We start from the raw sequence: 16335 nt of genomic DNA on the forward strand, positions 1-16335 counted from the left end.
ATGCTCAATCCGACTGCTACTCCCGCGCCCGCACCCGCCAGCGCGAATCAGCCTGCCGATATCCTGCGCGTGAGCCACGTACGCCGCGGCTTTGCCAAGCCGCAGGGCGAGCTGCTCGTGCTCGACGATGCGAACGTCGAACTCAAGGAAGGCGAGATCGTCGGCCTGCTCGGACGTTCGGGCTCGGGAAAATCGACGCTGTTGCGCATCATCGCCGGCCTGATCCGTCCGACCGGCGGTGAAGTCGAATACCTGGGCAAACCGTTGAGCGGTCCGGCCGACGGTGTCGCCATGGTGTTCCAGACGTTCGCCTTGTTTCCGTGGCTTACGGTGCTGCAAAACGTTGAAGCCGGTCTCGAAGCGCTGGGCGTCGGTCCGAAGGAGCGCCGCGAACGCGCGCTCAAGGCGATCGATCTGATCGGTCTCGACGGGTTCGAGAACGCCTATCCGCGCGAGCTGTCGGGCGGCATGCGTCAACGCGTGGGCTTTGCGCGCGCGCTGGTGGTCGACCCGACGCTGCTGCTGATGGACGAGCCGTTCTCCGCGCTCGACGTGCTGACCGCCGAGACGCTGCGCACCGACTTGCTCGACCTCTGGAACGACAAGAAGCTGCCGATCAAATCGGTGCTGATCGTCACGCACAACATCGAGGAAGCGGTCTTTATGTGTGACCGCATCCTCGTGCTGTCGTCGAACCCGGGCCGGGTGATCGCGGAAATCAAGGTGCCGTTCGCGCATCCGCGCAATCGTCTTGCCCCGGCATTCCGCCAGCTGGTCGACGACATCTACGCAAAGATGACGACGCGCCTGATCGCCGATCTCGCGCGGCCGGGCCAGCTCGCGCTGGGCAGCTGGCTGCCGCCGGTGTCGACGAACCTGATGGCGGGTCTGATCGAAACGCTCGCTGCCGCACCGTACAACGGCAAGGCTGACTTGCCGGAAGTTGCGCGCACGCTGCACCTCGAGGTCGACGAACTGTTTCCGGTCGCCGAAATGATGCAGCACCTCGGCTTCGCCGATATGCGCGAAGGCGACATCATGCTCACGCAGGCCGGCAAGATCTTTTCCGACTACGGTACCGACGAACGCAAGCGCATGTTCGCCGAGCACGTGCTCCGCTACGTGCCGCTCGCCGCGCGGATCCGCACGGTGCTGAACGAGCGGCCGGGGCATCGTGCGCCGCGCGTGCGCTTCGAACAGGAGCTCGAGGATTTTCTGTCGGATTCCGCTGCCGAGCAGACGCTCGATGCGGTCATCAACTGGGGCCGTTACGCAGAAATCTTTTCCTATAGCGATCAGGCCGAAATGTTCAGCCTCGAAGATATCGAGAGCTAATCACGTTCTACGGTCGCTGGATTTGAAGCACGTGCGTTCCCGCGTGTAGCGGATCGAAAGAAATTACTTATCGAAACAGGCGCCGGTACATTTTGTACCGGCGCCTGTTTGCTTTTGCGGCACGCGCGTTGCTGCCGCAAGGGGGCAGGCCTGCTTATCCGTCGCCGGCGTTCGGTTGGAGCGGGCGTCAGTCGTTGGGGCGTGGGCTTTGCGAGTGATCTGGCAGTGCGAGTTGCGCGTCGTTCCGGGTGGGGCGGCGCGCTTTTTTGTGCGTGACACAGATACAGTTCGTCGACTTCAATACAGTTCGTCGACTTCACTGAGGGCGGCGAGGTCGATCAGGCGGATCACTGGGTCGCATCGCTGGCGGACCGTCTGGTCGGATTGCTCAGGCGGACCGCCTGAGCTGATCACTTACTCCGGCGTTTCGTCGTCCGCTTCACCGGGTTCCACGGCGGCGCCTTCGTTCTCGTAGGCGCCCAGGCGGTTGTACAGCGTCTTGAGACTGACGCCGAGCGCTTTGGCGGTCTTGCGTTTGTCGCCGTTGCAGTGCTTGAGCGTGCCGAGAATGATCTGCTTCTGCGCGTCCGCGAGCGGTGTGCCAACCCACACGCTCATCGCATCGCCTTGGGCCACCGCTTTGCGCTGCCGCGTCTGCAAGTGCGGGTGAGGCAATTCGACGATCTTCTCGGCGAGGATGAATGCGCGGTAGACGGCGTTCTTGAGTTCACGGACGTTGCCGGGCCATGAATACGCGCGCAAGGTCTCGAACGCCTTCTTCGAGAACGTCTTGTCGGTGCCTTCCTGCGCGTTGAGCTCGGCGAGGAAGTGCTGCGCTAGAAACTCACGGTCGTTCTCGCGTTCGCGCAGCGGTGGTGCGCGTAGCGGGAAGACAGCGAGCCGATACATCAAGTCTTCGCGCAGGCCGTTTTCCTTGACCGCGGTCGAAGGGTCGCGATTGGTCGCGGCGATCACACGAACATTCGACGACAGCTGATCGGTGCCGCCGACGCGATAGAACGTGCCGGTCTCGAGCGCGCGAAGCAGTTTGACCTGGCGCACAGGCGCCATCTCGGTGACTTCATCGAGAAACAGCGTGCCGTTATTCGCGTGCTCGAAATAGCCGACGCGATTCTGCACAGCACCCGTAAAGCTGCCGCGCTCATGGCCGAACAATTCCGCCTCGATCAGGTTGTCGGGGATCGCGCCGCAATTCACGGCGATAAACGGACCATCCTTGCGCGTACTGTGATCGTGAATCGTGCGTGCGATCAGTTCCTTGCCGGTGCCGGATTCGCCGATGATCAGCGCGGTCGCTTCGGTTTCGGCGACGCGATGAATTTGCTCATAGAGCGCTTCCATCGCGCTTGACGAACCATATAGCAAGCCGAACGATTTCAACCCGGCGACCGCACCCGCTGCACGCTTGGTGCGGCGGCGAGGTGTCGGTGTCGGCTCGGCGTTATCGCTCGGGGTATCGGGAGTTTCAATGGATGACATGCGGGTCCGGTCAAGGAGGCCAACGGCCATCGTGTCTCAAATTAAAGCCACATGCTAGCCGAAATTGCCGATCGTCAAAACAGGTAGACGATGCAGCGCGCGACATCGATGCCGCAATCGCGAACACGGAGATGCACGGCTGCGGGCCAAATTACATTGTGCTCCGTAAGACTTACCCGTGAGGGCACGATCAGCGCGGAAGTCGTGTTGGTGCCGCCGCGCGGATCGCGTTTTGATTCGCGCGTGCGCCGCAGGATGGGCGGATGATCGCCACGCTGCAGCGAGGGAGACGACCCGAATGCATTCGCGTGGCACGAAAGCTGCGAACGCCGTGAGCATGCGTCATAGACCGACGGCGCGAAGGCGGGCGTGGATATGACTGACCGAATGACCGAGTGGCATCTGCGTGATCCGCTCTCACCGGCTTCGCCGGCAGCGCCAACCTCGCCACGCATCGATGCCGATACGAAACGTTCACCCACCGGGCTCAAAGCCGTGCGCACGGCTTCATCGGCCCCCGATATGAGGAGCGACACCATGACCGACCAATCGATTCAGCTGCAGCTGGGCCGCCAGAAAATCGCGGAAGACCTGCGCACCCTGATCGCCGATACCGAAGAGCTGCTGCGTCTGACGGCAAGCGCATCGGGTGAGCAGATCGACGTGCTGCGCTCGCGCCTGCGCGAGCGGCTCGATGAAGCGAAGACGGCATTGGCCGAAGCATCGAGCGTCGCACGCGGAAAGTATCGCGTCGCAGCCGACAACGCTGATCAGTATGTGCGCGACAACCCATGGCAGGCCGTGGGTGTCGGCGTGGGCGTCGGCATTTTGCTTGGCGTCCTGGCTGCGCGCTGATCCGATACCCATCCAAAGAGGTGAGCCCATGAGCAGCCTGGTTCGTTCCGTCAAGGACATCGCCATTGGCCTCATCGACCAGGCGAGCGACCGGCTTGCATTGCTGGGCCTTGAAATCGCCGAAGAGCGTGAACGCGTGCTGGCGCTGGTGCTGGCGGCGCTCGCGGCGGTGTTCTTTATCGCACTGACGTGCGTATTTGGCGCGTTCTGGATACTCGCGGCGTATTGGGACACCCCCTATCGTCTGCGAGCGATCGGTGCGCTGACTATCGGCGCGGCCGTCGTTGCGGCGATCGTCATCGTCCTGTTCGTGCGGCGCCTGCGGATGCCGACGGCACTCTTCGCACACAGTCTTGCGGAATTCGAGCGCGACCGGCAAGCGCTCGAACGGCTCGAATGAGTGCGTCATTGCTGGCGCGGCGCCGGAATCGCCTGGTCGAGCGAATCGCGGCGGGGCGCATCGATATCATTGACGGTCTCGACGTGGTGCTCGAGCCTCTGCGGCGCATCGATCGGATCAGTGCGTCGTTGAGCCGCTTCTTCGGGCAGTCGCGCGAAGTCGCCCCGATGCTATATCCGCTCGCACCCGTCGGTGCGCTCGTGCTCTTGCGCGGCCGTCACCGGATCGGCAGCATGGCCGTCGGCTTGCTTCGAGTCATGCTCAAGTCCGTCGCATTTGCGCGCGTCGCACGTCAGGTGGGGCCGTTCGTCGAAGCGGTCGCCCGAGGCGCGCGCAGGCACGCGTCGCATCGCTGACCGCTCGCGCCGCGACACGGTGCGCGATCACGCATTGTCAAAATTGAAGTCGCGCATCCGATGCGCAAGCCCCTATAATCAAATTTACAAACCGACCGAAAACGCCGCCCGGTAAGCCTTTCCGGGCGGCGTTTGTGTCAGGTATTTTGTGCCTCTACACGTAAGACTGTCGTTGATTGCATCGGCGGTCGGGCGCGACGCGCAAAGCGTCGTGCCGCGTTTAACTTCACCGGTTTATTGCGTATGCCACATGCTCTGATTGTCGATGACGATCCGAATACCCGACAGGCGCTCGCCGAGGTGATCCGCGAGGACGGATTGACCTGTGTGACGGCCGGCGATCTGCGCGAAGCACGTATTCAGATCGTGCGGCAGATGCCTGACGTCGTGTTCACCGATCTGAAACTGCCGGACGGCAGCGGTGTCGATCTGTTCGAGGACCTCGACCCGACCGGCGTCGAAATCATTGTGATCACCGGCCACGCGACGGTCGAGAGCGCGGTCAATGCGCTCAAGAACGGCGCGACCGATTACCTCGTCAAGCCGATCAATCTGCAGCGCGTGAAGGCGATCGTGAATCGCATTCCGCGCTCGGGCGATCTCAAGGCCGAGATCGGCACGTTGCGCGGCGAATTGCGGCGCATGGGCCGCTTCGGACTCATGCTGGGCAACTCGCCCGCGATGCAGACGGTCTACGACCAGATCAGCCGCGTTGCGCCGACCGCTGCGTCGGTGCTGCTGGTCGGCGAGTCGGGTACCGGCAAGGAACTCGCGGCGCAAACCGTTCACGAACTCAGCCTGCGCCGCAAGCATCCGTTCGTCGCAGTCAACTGCGGAGCGATTTCGCCGAACCTGATCGAATCCGAAATGTTCGGCCACGAGCGTGGCTCGTTCACGGGCGCCGATCGCCAGCACAAGGGGTATTTCGAACGTGCGAACGGCGGGACGCTGTTCCTCGATGAAATCACCGAAATGCCGATCGAGCTGCAGGTGAAGCTGCTGCGCGTGCTCGAGACCGGCGTGTTCATGCGCGTGGGTACGACCAAGGAGATCGAGACCGATGTGCGGCTGATCGCGGCCACCAACCGCGACCCCGAAGAGGCCGTGCTCGAAGGCAAGTTGCGCCTCGATCTGTATCACCGGCTCAATGTGTTCCCGCTGCATCTGCCGCCGTTGCGCGAACGCGGAAAGGACGTCGAACTTCTCGCGCAGGGTTTCCTCGACGACCTCAATCAGCGCTACAGCACGCACAAGACCTTTCCTCCGGAAACGCGCGACGCACTGGCGGCCTACAGCTGGCCGGGCAATGTCCGCGAGTTGAAGAACTACGTGCAGCGGGCCTACATCATGTCGGGCAACGAGGCGGCCAACACGGCTGCCGTTCCGTTGCAGATCTCGCTGGCCAAACCGTCACCCGGCACGTCGGTCACGATTGCATTCGGCACGTCGCTCGCCGAGGCCGACAAGCAGCTGATCCTCGCCACGCTCGAACAATGCGGGGGCGTCAAGACGCGTGCCGCGGAGATTCTGGGCATCAGCCTCAAGACGCTCTACAACCGTCTTGTTGAGTACGGCGACAGCGCGAAGGGCGATGCGGCAGGCGACGCTGATAACGACGAGAAGGCCGATCTCGACGCTTGAGGGGTCGAAACGGCGATGGGCGGGGCATGATCATTGCGTCGTGAAGGACAGGTTGCAGAACCCTGACCTTGACCTTCGCAATGCATGCCCAATCGACCATGAATACCTTCGCTACCTATCGTCTGCGTCGGCCCGAGCCTCCCAGCCCCAATCCGAACCCGCCTCCGCCGTCGCCGCCGGCCACGCCGCCGGATATGCCTCCGCCCGATCCGACGCGCGATCCGCCGGTCGTTCCCGACATGCCTCCGATCGGCGACCCGCCGCCCATGCCAGGGGAAATGCCGCCCCAGGCTCAGCCGCAGATTCGACCGCAGGTTCAAAGGATTCGCCGCGTGCCTGGCAGGTGGCTGCGCACGCCCCATGCGTGAAAACGCCGGGTGAAGCTCGAAGGCACGAATGCTGCAGTGCGTTGGCCTGCCGGTTCGTCATTTAGCGACTATGCTTGATGGACCGGCGTCGAGCCGAGAACCCATTCAGGAGGCCAGCGATGCCCACACCCCAGACACCGACCGCACCCGTGACCGATACGACGCGCCCAGAAACGCAAGCAGACAACGAGGCGGCCGACGAATCCTCACGGCCGCACGACGGTGACCACAATCAGGGTGGCGCACGCCCCGCAGGAATCGAATACCAGCGCGAACTCGGCACCGAGCAGGACGCCTGAGCGCGACCCTGGATGCTTCGAAAGGTCCCGTACGCATCGGGGCGTGCGACCGTGCATCGTCCCGATGACGGGCGTTCGACGACTGTCGATCGAGGCTGAACCACGCCCAGGCACACCGCTGCACGATGTCGGGGGCGCGGCCAGTGAAGGGCTTCTGATTACACTTTGATTACGCAGGCACGGCGATTGCTGTTACCGAAAGAGTCATTTATTTCGGGAATGAGCATGAGCAGACTGATCGTCGTATCCAATCGCGTCGCTCCCACGCAGGAAGGCCGCCCCGCCGCGGGCGGTCTGGCCATTGGCGTTCTGGACGCGCTCAAGCAAACCGGCGGCGTCTGGTTTGGATGGAGCGGCGAAACCGTCGCGCAGCCGCAACCGCCCGCCATCGACGTTCAGGGCAAGGTCACCTACGCGACTGTTGGCCTCGCCAAGCGCGACTACGACCACTATTACCGCGGCTTTTCCAATGCGACGCTCTGGCCCGCATTGCACTACCGCACCGATCTGCTGCGATACGACCGGCAGGAGTATGCGGGGTACCTGCGCGTGAATCAGCAATTCGCGCGCGACCTCGTGCCGATGCTCAAGGACGACGATGTGATCTGGGTGCACGACTATCACCTGATCCCGTTGGCCGAGGCATTGCGCGAAGCCGGTGTGCGCAACCCGATCGGCTTCTTCCTGCATATCCCGTTTCCCGCGCCCGAAGTATTTCGCGCAGTCCCGCCGCACGCGGAACTCGCCAAAGCGCTGATGGCCTACGACCTGATCGGGTTTCAGACGGACTCCGATGTGCAGGCGTTTCGCGACTATGTGACGCGGGAAGCGATGGGGACGTCGGCCGACGTCCGCGCAGCGGATGGGCGACCGGTCGTCCGGCTGACGGCTTATGGCCGCACGGCCAAGGCGGCGGCCTACCCGATCGGCATCTATCCGGATGCGATCGCCCAGGCCGCCGAGCAGTTCAGCACGCGCAAGGCCGTTACGGAGTTCGCCCAGAGCATGCAGGGCCGCAAGCTCATCATGAGCGTGGACCGCCTCGACTATTCGAAGGGACTCGCCGAGCGGTTCCTTGCGTTCGAGAACCTTCTGCAGGCTTCGCCGCATTGGCAACGCCGTGTTTCGCTCGTGCAGATCGCACCGCCAACGCGTTCAGACGTCCAGACGTACCAACGTATCCGGCAGAACCTTGAGCGAGAGACGGGGCGCATCAACGGGCGTTTTGCCGAGCTCGACTGGTCGCCGATCCGGTACCTGAACCGCAAGTACGACCGCAACCTGTTGATGGCGTTGTTCCGTATCGCTCAGGTGGGGCTTGTCACGCCGCTGCGTGACGGCATGAATCTCGTCGCGAAGGAGTATGTCGCCGCGCAGGACCCGTCGGATCCCGGCGTGCTCGTGTTGTCCCAGTTCGCCGGGGCGGCCGAGCAGATGCCGGGTGCGCTGGTGGTCAATCCGTTCGATATGCTTCAGATGTCCGAAGCCATCGAGCGCGCACTGTCGATGCCGCTTGCCGAGCGTCAGGCGCGCTATCGCGACATGATGGGACCGCTGCGCAAGAACGATCTTTCGGTCTGGCGCGATTCGTTCCTCGATGATCTTCGGGCCATCGAAGCGGAAACCATCGCGCATGCGCGAGTCAAACGTGCCGCTTCTTCGTCGCATGGGCGAAGAGACCAGGTAAAAGCGTAACGTTCGGAATCGCTCAAAAGCGTTTCAAAGCGCTCGTATTTCGTTTTTAAGCCGCTCTCAAGCCGCTCTTGAGGCGCTCTCAGCCGCTCTTAATCCGGCCTCGAACCACTTCGAGCCACGAGAGAGACCTTCAAGCCGCCCCATCGGGGGCGGCTTTTGCCATTCCGGATCCATCGAAGATAAACAAGAGGGTGGTGCACGGCGCCGCCTTTAAGCGTATCGATGCGGGATACCTTAAGGATGCCAAATCCAAAATGTGGCGAATAAATCGGAATCGACAAACGTTCGCGAGCCGGAAATCGACGTGCGATTGCCGCTGATTCGAGTGTGTCATCGCCCCATGCAACCCCATGCCTAAACCTCAAAACCGTGGCGTAAAAGCGATTCAGGTATTGCGCGACTAAACATCCGTCAATGATCGGATGCGCGTGCGATCCGCAACGCGCTCGCCGCGGCATGCCGTCGCGAGCTATAGCGAAAACACCCGTCACGCATCATCTTGGCGCATGGGTGCGGTATACCGAAGTCATTGCGACTTCGTTGCGACATCGTTACGACGCCATTGGCATCCCAGGCTTTGTCTCTGGGTCCTGCGTTTGAATCGGACCTTTCAAATGGGTTGATGAGGCAGGCTTGAGACAACTTGAAACAAGCTCAGATAAAGAGGGCGTGTACGAGAGCGTTAAAGCGAAGACCGTGAAGCGCGTTCATCATGTATGCCACATGCATGCTCATCGAACCGTTTCGATACGTACGCGAGAGTGTTTCATTTACCGGTTGACAGCAATGATTCCTCCTCTCGCGGAAGTAATTATCGAGTCACGATCATTTGCGTCGAAATAGACTGCTTTGCCACTACCTTTTAAATCGAGTTTGACCTAGCATATTTCCTAAGAAGATTGACGCCGGATCGCATAACCGGCGAATGCCGATCAGTCGTATATGGGAGGCGAATCATGGGGATGGCAGTCGCGCTCAATCCGAAACGGGACGCCCTTGAAGTTCTCCGCGCGGAACATCGCGCGATCGATCGACTGCTCGAACGCTTCGAGCTGCTCGATCCTCACGACAGCGAACGCGCCGACGCCGCAGTGGATATCGGCCGCGAGCTGACGTACCACACGATGCTCGAGCACGAGATCGTGCTGCCAGCCATTGAGGCAGCGGCCGACTCGCCCGAGGCGCGCATGGCGCTTGAAATCGCCCGGCTCGAGATCGATATGGCCAACGCGCTGGTCGAACGCTCGGAAACATTGCTCGACGATGCGGTGCGTCTCGATGCCGTGTTCCGGCTATTGATTCCACTCGTGCGCCGCCATCTCAGTGCGGAAGAGGCCAATCTCTTTCCTGTGCTGTGTACCAGCTGCATCGATACGCACCAGATGGCCGCGCAGATTTGCGACCACCGCGTGAGCATCGAGAAGGCGATGGTCGATACGGATGCACTCGCTTATGAGTACGACGACTGAACGCCGGGCCGGCGACGGTTAGAGCACGCCGCTGCACGAGCGCTGTCAACAACCCGAGCCGCCGCGCGCCATCAAGCGGCACCTGGCGAGTTCGAAGCGGCAGTCCGGCATTCGCTCGCCCCACTTCCCTGAGCTGAACGAAGATCACCGCGACCCGTCCGGAGGGACGGGTACGCATGTTGCGTTTATCCAAAAGGAGGACCTATGTCTCGTCATCAAGGCAAACGTAGCGAGCGCACCGGCGAAGGCGGCGTACGCCTGCCGAGTCCGATCGCTATCCAGAAGGCGCTGGGCGGACTGGCGTATCCCGCATCGAAGCCGCAGCTCATGGAGCGTGCACGGGCGCGCGGCGCCGACGATGCGATACTGAGTACCCTCGACCGGTTGCCGGAAGGCGACTACGTGGGGCCCGCCGCGATCTCGCGTGCGATGGGCAAACTCTGGCACTAGCGTGTGAAGTCCATGCCAGCCATCGCACCCTTGCGGCCTATCGAATGGGCGATCTGCGCCTCGAAGGAGCGATGTCTTGAAACCACCTGGACAACGGATGGACGTGGCGCGCATGCGGCGCTGGGCCGACTGGGTCATCGAACCTGTGTCCTCATGGGTCGGTCATCGCGGCAGTTCTTCGGCGGCGTCCATCGCGTTTTACACGGCGTTCTCTCTGTCTCCGACGCTCGTTATCGTGATCGCGGTAGCGAGCTTTTTCTATGGCGCTGATGCGATACAGGGGCGGCTCTTCGAGCAGATACGTGGCGTCGTCGGCAACGAGGCGGCCGCCACGATCCAGGCCATGGTCGCCAACGCGCGACATGCGAACCTTGCGGCCGGCACGACTCTCATTTCACTATTCGCCGTGCTTGTTGGCGCGTCGGCGACATTCTCATCGCTGAATACGGCGCTCAATGTCATCTGGCCGATCGAGGCGCACCTGAAGCCTGCGCAGAGCATCATGTCGCTGGTCAAGCTGCGTCTGCTGTCGTTCGGGCTGGTCGTCGGCGTCGGCTTTCTCGTTGTCGTGCTCCAGGTGCTCGATACCGTCGTCAACATCCTCGGGCGATGGGTCTGGGGCGAGACGAGCGTGTCTTACGTGCTCGCGAATGGTGCGCAGCATCTGACAAGCTTCGCCGTCCTGATCGGTGCGTTTTCTGCGTTGCTCAAATTCTTGCCCGACGCCGTCATGGACTGGCGCGACTCGACGATCGGCGCGCTGGCTGCCGCGATCCTGTTCGGCGGCGGCAAGAACCTGTTCTCGATCTATCTCGCCCATGCGGGCACCGCGAACATGTTTGGCGCGGCCGGCTCGCTCGCGATCATCCTGATGTGGCTCTACTACTCGTCAGCCGTGTTCCTGCTCGGTGCGGAAGTGGCGGCGTATAGCGGCAAGCTTCGCCTGCAGCATGCCAAGGAGAAGGCGCGGGCCAATGTACAAGCCAACGCGCAAAACGCGGCGCAGTCACTGCAGCGGGATACGCAGGACGGCGCCCGTTCGCACTGAGCGCCGCTCCGCAAAAGACGGGTCTTACGCCGGCACAGTCTGGCGACGCATTTCTGCGGGCGGCACCTTCATGAGGCGCCGATACTTGGCGACCGTACGGCGCGCCACGATGACGCCCTGATCGGCGAGCAGCTTGGCGAGCGTGACGTCGGACAGCGGTGACGTGGCGTCTTCCGCATCGATCATTTCCTTGAGCAGGGCGCGCACGGCTGCGGACGAACACGTCCCGCCGCTTTCCGTGCCCAGCTCGCGCGGGAAGAAGTGCTTGAACTCGAAGATGCCGCGCGACGTGGCCATATATTTGTTGCCCGTGGCGCGCGAGACCGTCGACTCATGAAGCCCAAGCTCTTCGGCAACATCGCGCAGCACCATGGGCTTGAGCGCGATCTCGCCATACTCGAAGAACGCTTTCTGGTGAGCGACGATGCATTCGGCGACGCGCTGAATCGTCGTAAAGCGCTGCTGGGCATTGCGGATCAGCCAGCGCGCTTCCTGAAGCTGCTGTGCAAGCGGAGAGCGGCTTGTGCTGCCCGATTGCGCAAACATTTCGGCATACATGCGGTGGATGCGCGTGCGCGGCTGCACGGCGGGATTGATCTGCACGACCCAGCGATTCTTGATCTGGCGCACGATGACGTCGGGGACGATGTAGTTGTTCTCGTCGCGGCCGAAGGCATCGCCCGGACGCGGATCGAGGCGGCGCACGAGCGAACACGCGGTGCGAATCTCGTCGCCCGTGCAGCCGATCTGCCGCTGCAACTCGGCGAGCTCGCGTCGCGCCATGCGGTCCAGATGTTCGTTAACGATCTTGAGCGCGACCGCGCGGCCGTCGGTGTCGTCAGGCAGGGCTTGCAATTGCAGCGACAGACATTCGGACAGCGATCGCGCCGCGAGACCCGGAGCATCGAGGCGCTGCACGAGCATCAGCGCGACATGAAGCTCTTCCTCGCTCATCGGCGGATCGAGCGTTACGAGTTCAGTGAGCTCATCGAGCGATTGACGCAGATAGCCATCGTCGTCGAGCGCTTCAATGATCAGCTGCGCGGCGATGCGATCGCGGTCGCCGATCGCGCACATGCGCAGCGACTCGTGCAGATGTTCACGCAGCGTGGCTTTGGCGTGGATCCACTCAGTCGGATCATTGTCATCGCCGTCGTTACGATTCGAGCGCTGCGCATACGGGTCGACAGGGAAGTCAGCGCCCGTCAGGCTGTCGCGCTCCGGCGTATCGGCAAGCGCATCGGCGATGACTTCGGCCGGCACGTCCTGGCCTTCGCCCGCGGCTTCATAGTTTGTGACGTCCGTCGCGACATCGCTCGGCAGCGAGCTGGCCGCGTCGGCAAACTCGGCGCTCGCGATGTCGCCGGCGGTACCGTCCAGCGTCGCTGCATTGAGGTTGTCGTCTTGCGTCTCTGTCTCGTCAGACGCCTGCCCGTCGTCGAATTCGAGGAAGGGGTTCGTGTCGAGCGCGTTACGCAACTCCTGCGCGAACTCCATCGACGACAACTGCAACAGGCGCACAGATTGTTGAAGACGCGGTGTCAGCGTCAGGCTTTGTTTGGCTCTGAGTTCAACGGTGGGATGCATTGAGTCCGCTCCAGCAAATTGGCGTCTTGGACCCCATATAAAGCAACCACCGTACCAGCTATGTCAGGCTCAGGAGTTGCAACGCTCTCACCGTGATTTGTCAGGGCAAACGAGCGGCTCCGGACGGGCAGAAATTACAAGCCGATCGTTTGATCCGACAAGCTTCGGGAGCGTCGGGAAATGTAACGATGGCGCGCACGCGAGTGCGTCGTGACGGTGTGGTGAGTACGGGGTCGATTTGTCGAGGCGACGCATATCGGACTATTCTTGAGTCTTATGAGACTTCGCGCGTGCACGTATCACCCTGGCCCCGTAATTTCCCTAGCTTGCCGATTTATCGATGTGCTGGAGTGGAAATTCGTTGGTATTAAGCAAAGGTGATTAAGTTCTTAAGCGCTTGAAATCGACGGTTACGCATATGAATCAAGGCTGTCGATCAATGTGCGCCAGCGTTTGCAAGGTATGGGCGGCACATTGAATATCGATAAGCATGCTCAATAGCGGCATGTCGGTTGAGCCAGCTTGAGTGAGCGTTGTTATGCGGCCACGCAAACGAAAGGAGTGTGCAATGACCGCTTCGCAGAGTCAGCGTAAAACTTATAATCCCGGCGAGACAGTCGATCAGGATGGCGGTTATGGCGAATCCCCGGGTGAGGGGCCGCACCATAACCGCGGCGATCTTGAGCGGCGAGACGAGCCTGGCTATCGCGAGTCCCATGCACCCGACGACAAGACGGAAGGCATGCACGCGGTGAGCCCTGATGGCATGCAGGACCCAAAAAACATAAAGTCGCAGGAGACAGTCCAGCACATATCGCAGCAGAGGGTTGGAGAGGACCAGCAGGCCCAGGCGATGATCGACGGCAAGCCGCAGGCACGCGTGAATCATGCGGACCTGGGAGCGGCGCCGTATCGAGACGATACCCCTGCACAGCGCGTGGATCGCGACGATCCCGCCGCGTACTCATCCCCCGACAGACCCATGACCGACGCCGAGATCCTGGCGGCGGTGACAGAACGCCTGAAGCGCACCGAGTCGCTGGATATCTCGGATGTGCGGATTGCGGTAGTGAGCGCGAACGTGACGTTGGAAGGTTTTGTGCCGCATCGTTTTATGCAGCATGCAATAGAAGATGTCGTGGACCACTGCGCCGGCGTCCGCGAGATCGACAACCGCATTCACGTCAGGCACCGGCCTGGCGAGGATGAGCCGACACTCTCGATCGGCAACTGACCGGTGTGGCGCGTCCTCGCTCGGGCGGCGGCGTAGGTCGCCTCAGTGAGGCTGTGCGGGCACTGGTTTTTTCATGGCAAACAAGGAGAAATTGAATGAAATCTGTGGACTTCCTGAAGGCGATCGGTGGTGCTGCCGCTGTTGTGTTCGCGCTGAACGTGTACGCACAAGCTAGCGACGCAGCTCCGGCAGCGCCGGCCGCTACGTCGTCGAAGGCAGCGAACCGCGCGCTGGTCAAGCAAGTGCGCAAGGCGCTCGCCCGTGCGAAGGGCCTCGAGCCGACCCGCATCTACACGAAGGCAGTGGACGGTGTCGTCACGCTGACGGGTTCGGTGCCGGAACAAGGCCAGATCGATATCGCTACGCAAGCTGCACAAGGCGTGCAGGGCGTGACGTCGGTTTCGAACAAGCTGACGGTTCGCGCGAACAACTAAGCACGCGAGTACGGTTCGCCGTACGCGTGTGGACATGAAAAGCGGCGCGTGAGCGCCGCTTTTCTTTTTCTGCTGCCTTTCTGGATCAGCAAACGTCAGTCGATCCAAAGACGTCGACCAATTGACGTCGAGCAACTGACGTCATCAACCGACGTCCATCAACCGACGTCGATCAACGGACCGCCGCGTACTGGTCGCGCAGCTCACGGATGCGGTCGTGGTTCTGCAGCACGCCCTGGAACTGCAATTCAATCAGTGAGCGGATATCGGCGGGCAGCTCTTTGTCGAGCGCTTCGCGATACCGTTTCTTCGCAACGTCCTCTCCGCGCTCGCACTCCGCAAGAATCGCGTGATTGTCCCGGCTCGATAGTGCGGACTTGATGTCCACCCAGCCTCGATGAATCGAGCCCGAGACCGAGCCCCGGTCTTCTGGTTTGCCGCCGAGTTCGACGACCCGCGCCTGCAACTCGCGTGCGGCGTTCGCGCACTCCTGCGCGCGGCTCGCCAGCAACGTCTTGAGCTTGGGATCGTTGGTATCTTCCGCAGCCTTGAGAAAGCCTTGTTCCCCGTCCTTGGACGTTTCGATCAGGTCATTGAGTACGGAAACGGTGTTCGTCATGGTTGTTCTCCTTGAATAAGAAACTCGGGAGGCGTGGACCACCAGTAGCGCACTGACGATGTTGCATCAGGCATGCCTGCCGCCTGGCCGGCACGGGAGGCGCGTCGCAAGCCGATGAAACGCGTCCGCAAGGATCGACCTGCGTCTGCTGCCCGCGTCCGCTGAGCGCGCCTGTTACACGCGTCTGCTACACGCGTCTGCTGCGCGCGCCGCAATTACAGGGATTTGGTAAGAGGTTCAATTCATGCCGGAACATGTCACTCACACGTCAGGTCGTTACGTGACAGCGGCGCCATCTTCGTGTCATTCCGACGCGATTCCGGCCCGATTCCGGGTGCCGGGCGGCGATAGCCGATCGAAAGGTGTCGACCCGAAAGGCCGCCCCAGTGAGCGACTACTTCAGTCGCAAGCCTATTGATTCGTACGTGCGTGCGAACAATCGCGGCCGGACACACGCGGACGTCTCGTCTCACCGAATAGCTTTCAGACCCACTCACGAGAAGGTGACGTGCGCGCGACAACCCTGCGCATGCGTCGGCACGACCTTTGCGTCTGTGCAGGCGTCGCGCGCGCACGGGGACGAAGCGCAGCGAGGTCCGGCAACCCTGCCGGGTCCGCCTGCGTTCGAGAACGCGCAGCCGCAGCGACGTCGTCGACATCAACCAGGCTAAGAATCAACACAAGGGGCGTCGTCATGAAAGCGAAACGAATTCAGATTCGCCAGTGGCTGCTGTTCGTCGTGCTCGTCACGATTGCGCTTTACCTGCATTCGCGTTACCCGATCGAATCCGTGGTGCCGCCGGACGACGAGCAGACGCTCGATATGAGCGACGCATCGCCCGACGCGCCGTCGTCTGCGACTTCATCTTTGGCTACGCCGTCCATGGCGGCTCCACAAATCGCGGCCCGGTCGATGGCGACCCCGCCGGATGCATCGTCTTCCACGCTCGCAACAGCGCCTGACGCGCCGGTGCGTGCATTGCGCGGCGCGCCGATGCCGCGCACCTCAGTGCGGCCCGCGCCGCCTAACGTCACCAGGATCTAG

At 61.9% G+C, this 16335-nt stretch carries 16 protein-coding genes; 13 read left to right on the plus strand and 3 right to left on the minus strand.

Annotation, left to right across the window (positions count from 1 at the left end; all coding sequences use genetic code 11):
* The gene (locus tag ACMFWR_RS06025; RefSeq protein ID WP_413194098.1) at positions 1–1335 is read left to right on the plus strand and encodes an AAA-associated domain-containing protein; all 1335 of its coding nucleotides are present in this window, start codon (positions 1–3) and stop codon (positions 1333–1335) included.
* Positions 1336–1749: 414 nt separating this feature from the next.
* Here the strand turns inward: ACMFWR_RS06025 and ACMFWR_RS06030 are convergent, their stop codons facing one another.
* Entirely contained in the window at positions 1750–2835 is a 1086-nt protein-coding gene (locus tag ACMFWR_RS06030; protein ID WP_413194099.1) for a sigma-54 interaction domain-containing protein, read from the minus strand.
* A 375-nt stretch (positions 2836–3210) separates the two neighbouring features.
* Between ACMFWR_RS06030 and ACMFWR_RS06035 the strand changes: the two genes are divergently transcribed.
* From ACMFWR_RS06035 to ACMFWR_RS06075, 9 genes are all read left to right on the plus strand, one after another.
* The gene (locus ACMFWR_RS06035; RefSeq protein ID WP_413194100.1) at positions 3211–3690 is read left to right on the plus strand and encodes a DUF883 family protein; all 480 of its coding nucleotides are present in this window, start codon (positions 3211–3213) and stop codon (positions 3688–3690) included.
* A gap of 28 nt (positions 3691–3718) precedes the next feature.
* Complete coding sequence (locus ACMFWR_RS06040) at positions 3719–4090, plus strand: phage holin family protein (protein ID WP_413194101.1); 372 nt, start codon at positions 3719–3721, stop codon at positions 4088–4090.
* On the plus strand, positions 4087–4446 hold the full coding sequence (locus ACMFWR_RS06045; RefSeq protein WP_413194102.1) for a hypothetical protein: 360 nt from the start codon (positions 4087–4089) through the stop codon (positions 4444–4446). Before ACMFWR_RS06040 ends, ACMFWR_RS06045 begins: the two co-directional genes overlap by 4 nt.
* A gap of 243 nt (positions 4447–4689) precedes the next feature.
* Positions 4690–6087 carry a sigma-54-dependent transcriptional regulator gene (locus ACMFWR_RS06050; protein WP_413194103.1) on the plus strand — a complete coding sequence of 466 codons (1398 nt, stop codon included), beginning with the start codon at positions 4690–4692 and terminating at the stop codon, positions 6085–6087.
* Positions 6088–6532: 445 nt separating this feature from the next.
* Positions 6533–6754 carry a hypothetical protein gene (locus tag ACMFWR_RS06055; protein WP_413194104.1) on the plus strand — a complete coding sequence of 74 codons (222 nt, stop codon included), beginning with the start codon at positions 6533–6535 and terminating at the stop codon, positions 6752–6754.
* A gap of 225 nt (positions 6755–6979) precedes the next feature.
* Positions 6980–8449 carry an alpha,alpha-trehalose-phosphate synthase (UDP-forming) gene (gene otsA, locus ACMFWR_RS06060; RefSeq protein ID WP_413194105.1) on the plus strand — a complete coding sequence of 490 codons (1470 nt, stop codon included), beginning with the start codon at positions 6980–6982 and terminating at the stop codon, positions 8447–8449.
* Between the two features lie 956 nt (positions 8450–9405).
* The gene (locus ACMFWR_RS06065; RefSeq protein WP_413194106.1) at positions 9406–9918 is read left to right on the plus strand and encodes a hemerythrin domain-containing protein; all 513 of its coding nucleotides are present in this window, start codon (positions 9406–9408) and stop codon (positions 9916–9918) included.
* A gap of 204 nt (positions 9919–10122) precedes the next feature.
* A complete protein-coding gene (locus ACMFWR_RS06070; protein ID WP_413194107.1) occupies positions 10123–10368 on the plus strand; it encodes a DUF2795 domain-containing protein in 246 nt (81 codons plus the stop codon).
* 76 nt (positions 10369–10444) lie between these two features.
* Entirely contained in the window at positions 10445–11416 is a 972-nt protein-coding gene (locus ACMFWR_RS06075; RefSeq protein WP_413194108.1) for a YihY/virulence factor BrkB family protein, read from the plus strand.
* Positions 11417–11440: 24 nt separating this feature from the next.
* On the opposite strand, the gene ACMFWR_RS06080 is transcribed toward ACMFWR_RS06075, so the two are convergent.
* Complete coding sequence (locus ACMFWR_RS06080) at positions 11441–13003, minus strand: RNA polymerase factor sigma-54 (protein WP_413194109.1); 1563 nt, start codon at positions 13001–13003, stop codon at positions 11441–11443.
* Between the two features lie 568 nt (positions 13004–13571).
* Between ACMFWR_RS06080 and ACMFWR_RS06085 the strand changes: the two genes are divergently transcribed.
* On the plus strand, positions 13572–14237 hold the full coding sequence (locus ACMFWR_RS06085; RefSeq protein ID WP_413194110.1) for a BON domain-containing protein: 666 nt from the start codon (positions 13572–13574) through the stop codon (positions 14235–14237).
* 95 nt (positions 14238–14332) lie between these two features.
* Positions 14333–14671: a BON domain-containing protein gene (locus ACMFWR_RS06090; RefSeq protein WP_413194111.1), complete on the plus strand. Its 339-nt coding sequence runs from the start codon at positions 14333–14335 to the stop codon at positions 14669–14671.
* A 172-nt stretch (positions 14672–14843) separates the two neighbouring features.
* Here the strand turns inward: ACMFWR_RS06090 and ACMFWR_RS06095 are convergent, their stop codons facing one another.
* Complete coding sequence (locus ACMFWR_RS06095; protein ID WP_413194112.1) at positions 14844–15290, minus strand: PA2169 family four-helix-bundle protein; 447 nt, start codon at positions 15288–15290, stop codon at positions 14844–14846.
* 694 nt (positions 15291–15984) lie between these two features.
* Here ACMFWR_RS06095 and ACMFWR_RS06100 point away from each other — a divergent pair.
* On the plus strand, positions 15985–16335 hold the full coding sequence (locus ACMFWR_RS06100) for a hypothetical protein (RefSeq protein WP_413194113.1): 351 nt from the start codon (positions 15985–15987) through the stop codon (positions 16333–16335).

The sequence above is a fragment of the Pararobbsia alpina genome (assembly GCF_965118125.1).
In the GTDB taxonomy this organism is placed as follows: Bacteria; Pseudomonadota; Gammaproteobacteria; order Burkholderiales; family Burkholderiaceae; genus Pararobbsia; species Pararobbsia alpina_A.

What these genes read in the sequence shown, in the direction of transcription:
- ACMFWR_RS06025 (WP_413194098.1), top strand. Translation starts at nt 1, where the DNA reads ATGCTCAATCCGACTGCTACTCCCGCGCCCGCACCCGCCAGCGCGAAT.
- ACMFWR_RS06030 (WP_413194099.1), bottom strand. Translation starts at nt 2,835, where the DNA reads ATGTCATCCATTGAAACTCCCGATACCCCGAGCGATAACGCCGAGCCG.
- ACMFWR_RS06035 (WP_413194100.1), top strand. Translation starts at nt 3,211, where the DNA reads ATGACTGACCGAATGACCGAGTGGCATCTGCGTGATCCGCTCTCACCG.
- ACMFWR_RS06040 (WP_413194101.1), top strand. Translation starts at nt 3,719, where the DNA reads ATGAGCAGCCTGGTTCGTTCCGTCAAGGACATCGCCATTGGCCTCATC.
- ACMFWR_RS06045 (WP_413194102.1), top strand. Translation starts at nt 4,087, where the DNA reads ATGAGTGCGTCATTGCTGGCGCGGCGCCGGAATCGCCTGGTCGAGCGA.
- ACMFWR_RS06050 (WP_413194103.1), top strand. Translation starts at nt 4,690, where the DNA reads ATGCCACATGCTCTGATTGTCGATGACGATCCGAATACCCGACAGGCG.
- ACMFWR_RS06055 (WP_413194104.1), top strand. Translation starts at nt 6,533, where the DNA reads ATGGACCGGCGTCGAGCCGAGAACCCATTCAGGAGGCCAGCGATGCCC.
- otsA (WP_413194105.1), top strand. Translation starts at nt 6,980, where the DNA reads ATGAGCAGACTGATCGTCGTATCCAATCGCGTCGCTCCCACGCAGGAA.
- ACMFWR_RS06065 (WP_413194106.1), top strand. Translation starts at nt 9,406, where the DNA reads ATGGGGATGGCAGTCGCGCTCAATCCGAAACGGGACGCCCTTGAAGTT.
- ACMFWR_RS06070 (WP_413194107.1), top strand. Translation starts at nt 10,123, where the DNA reads ATGTCTCGTCATCAAGGCAAACGTAGCGAGCGCACCGGCGAAGGCGGC.
- ACMFWR_RS06080 (WP_413194109.1), bottom strand. Translation starts at nt 13,003, where the DNA reads ATGCATCCCACCGTTGAACTCAGAGCCAAACAAAGCCTGACGCTGACA.
- ACMFWR_RS06085 (WP_413194110.1), top strand. Translation starts at nt 13,572, where the DNA reads ATGACCGCTTCGCAGAGTCAGCGTAAAACTTATAATCCCGGCGAGACA.
- ACMFWR_RS06090 (WP_413194111.1), top strand. Translation starts at nt 14,333, where the DNA reads ATGAAATCTGTGGACTTCCTGAAGGCGATCGGTGGTGCTGCCGCTGTT.
- ACMFWR_RS06095 (WP_413194112.1), bottom strand. Translation starts at nt 15,290, where the DNA reads ATGACGAACACCGTTTCCGTACTCAATGACCTGATCGAAACGTCCAAG.
- ACMFWR_RS06100 (WP_413194113.1), top strand. Translation starts at nt 15,985, where the DNA reads ATGAAAGCGAAACGAATTCAGATTCGCCAGTGGCTGCTGTTCGTCGTG.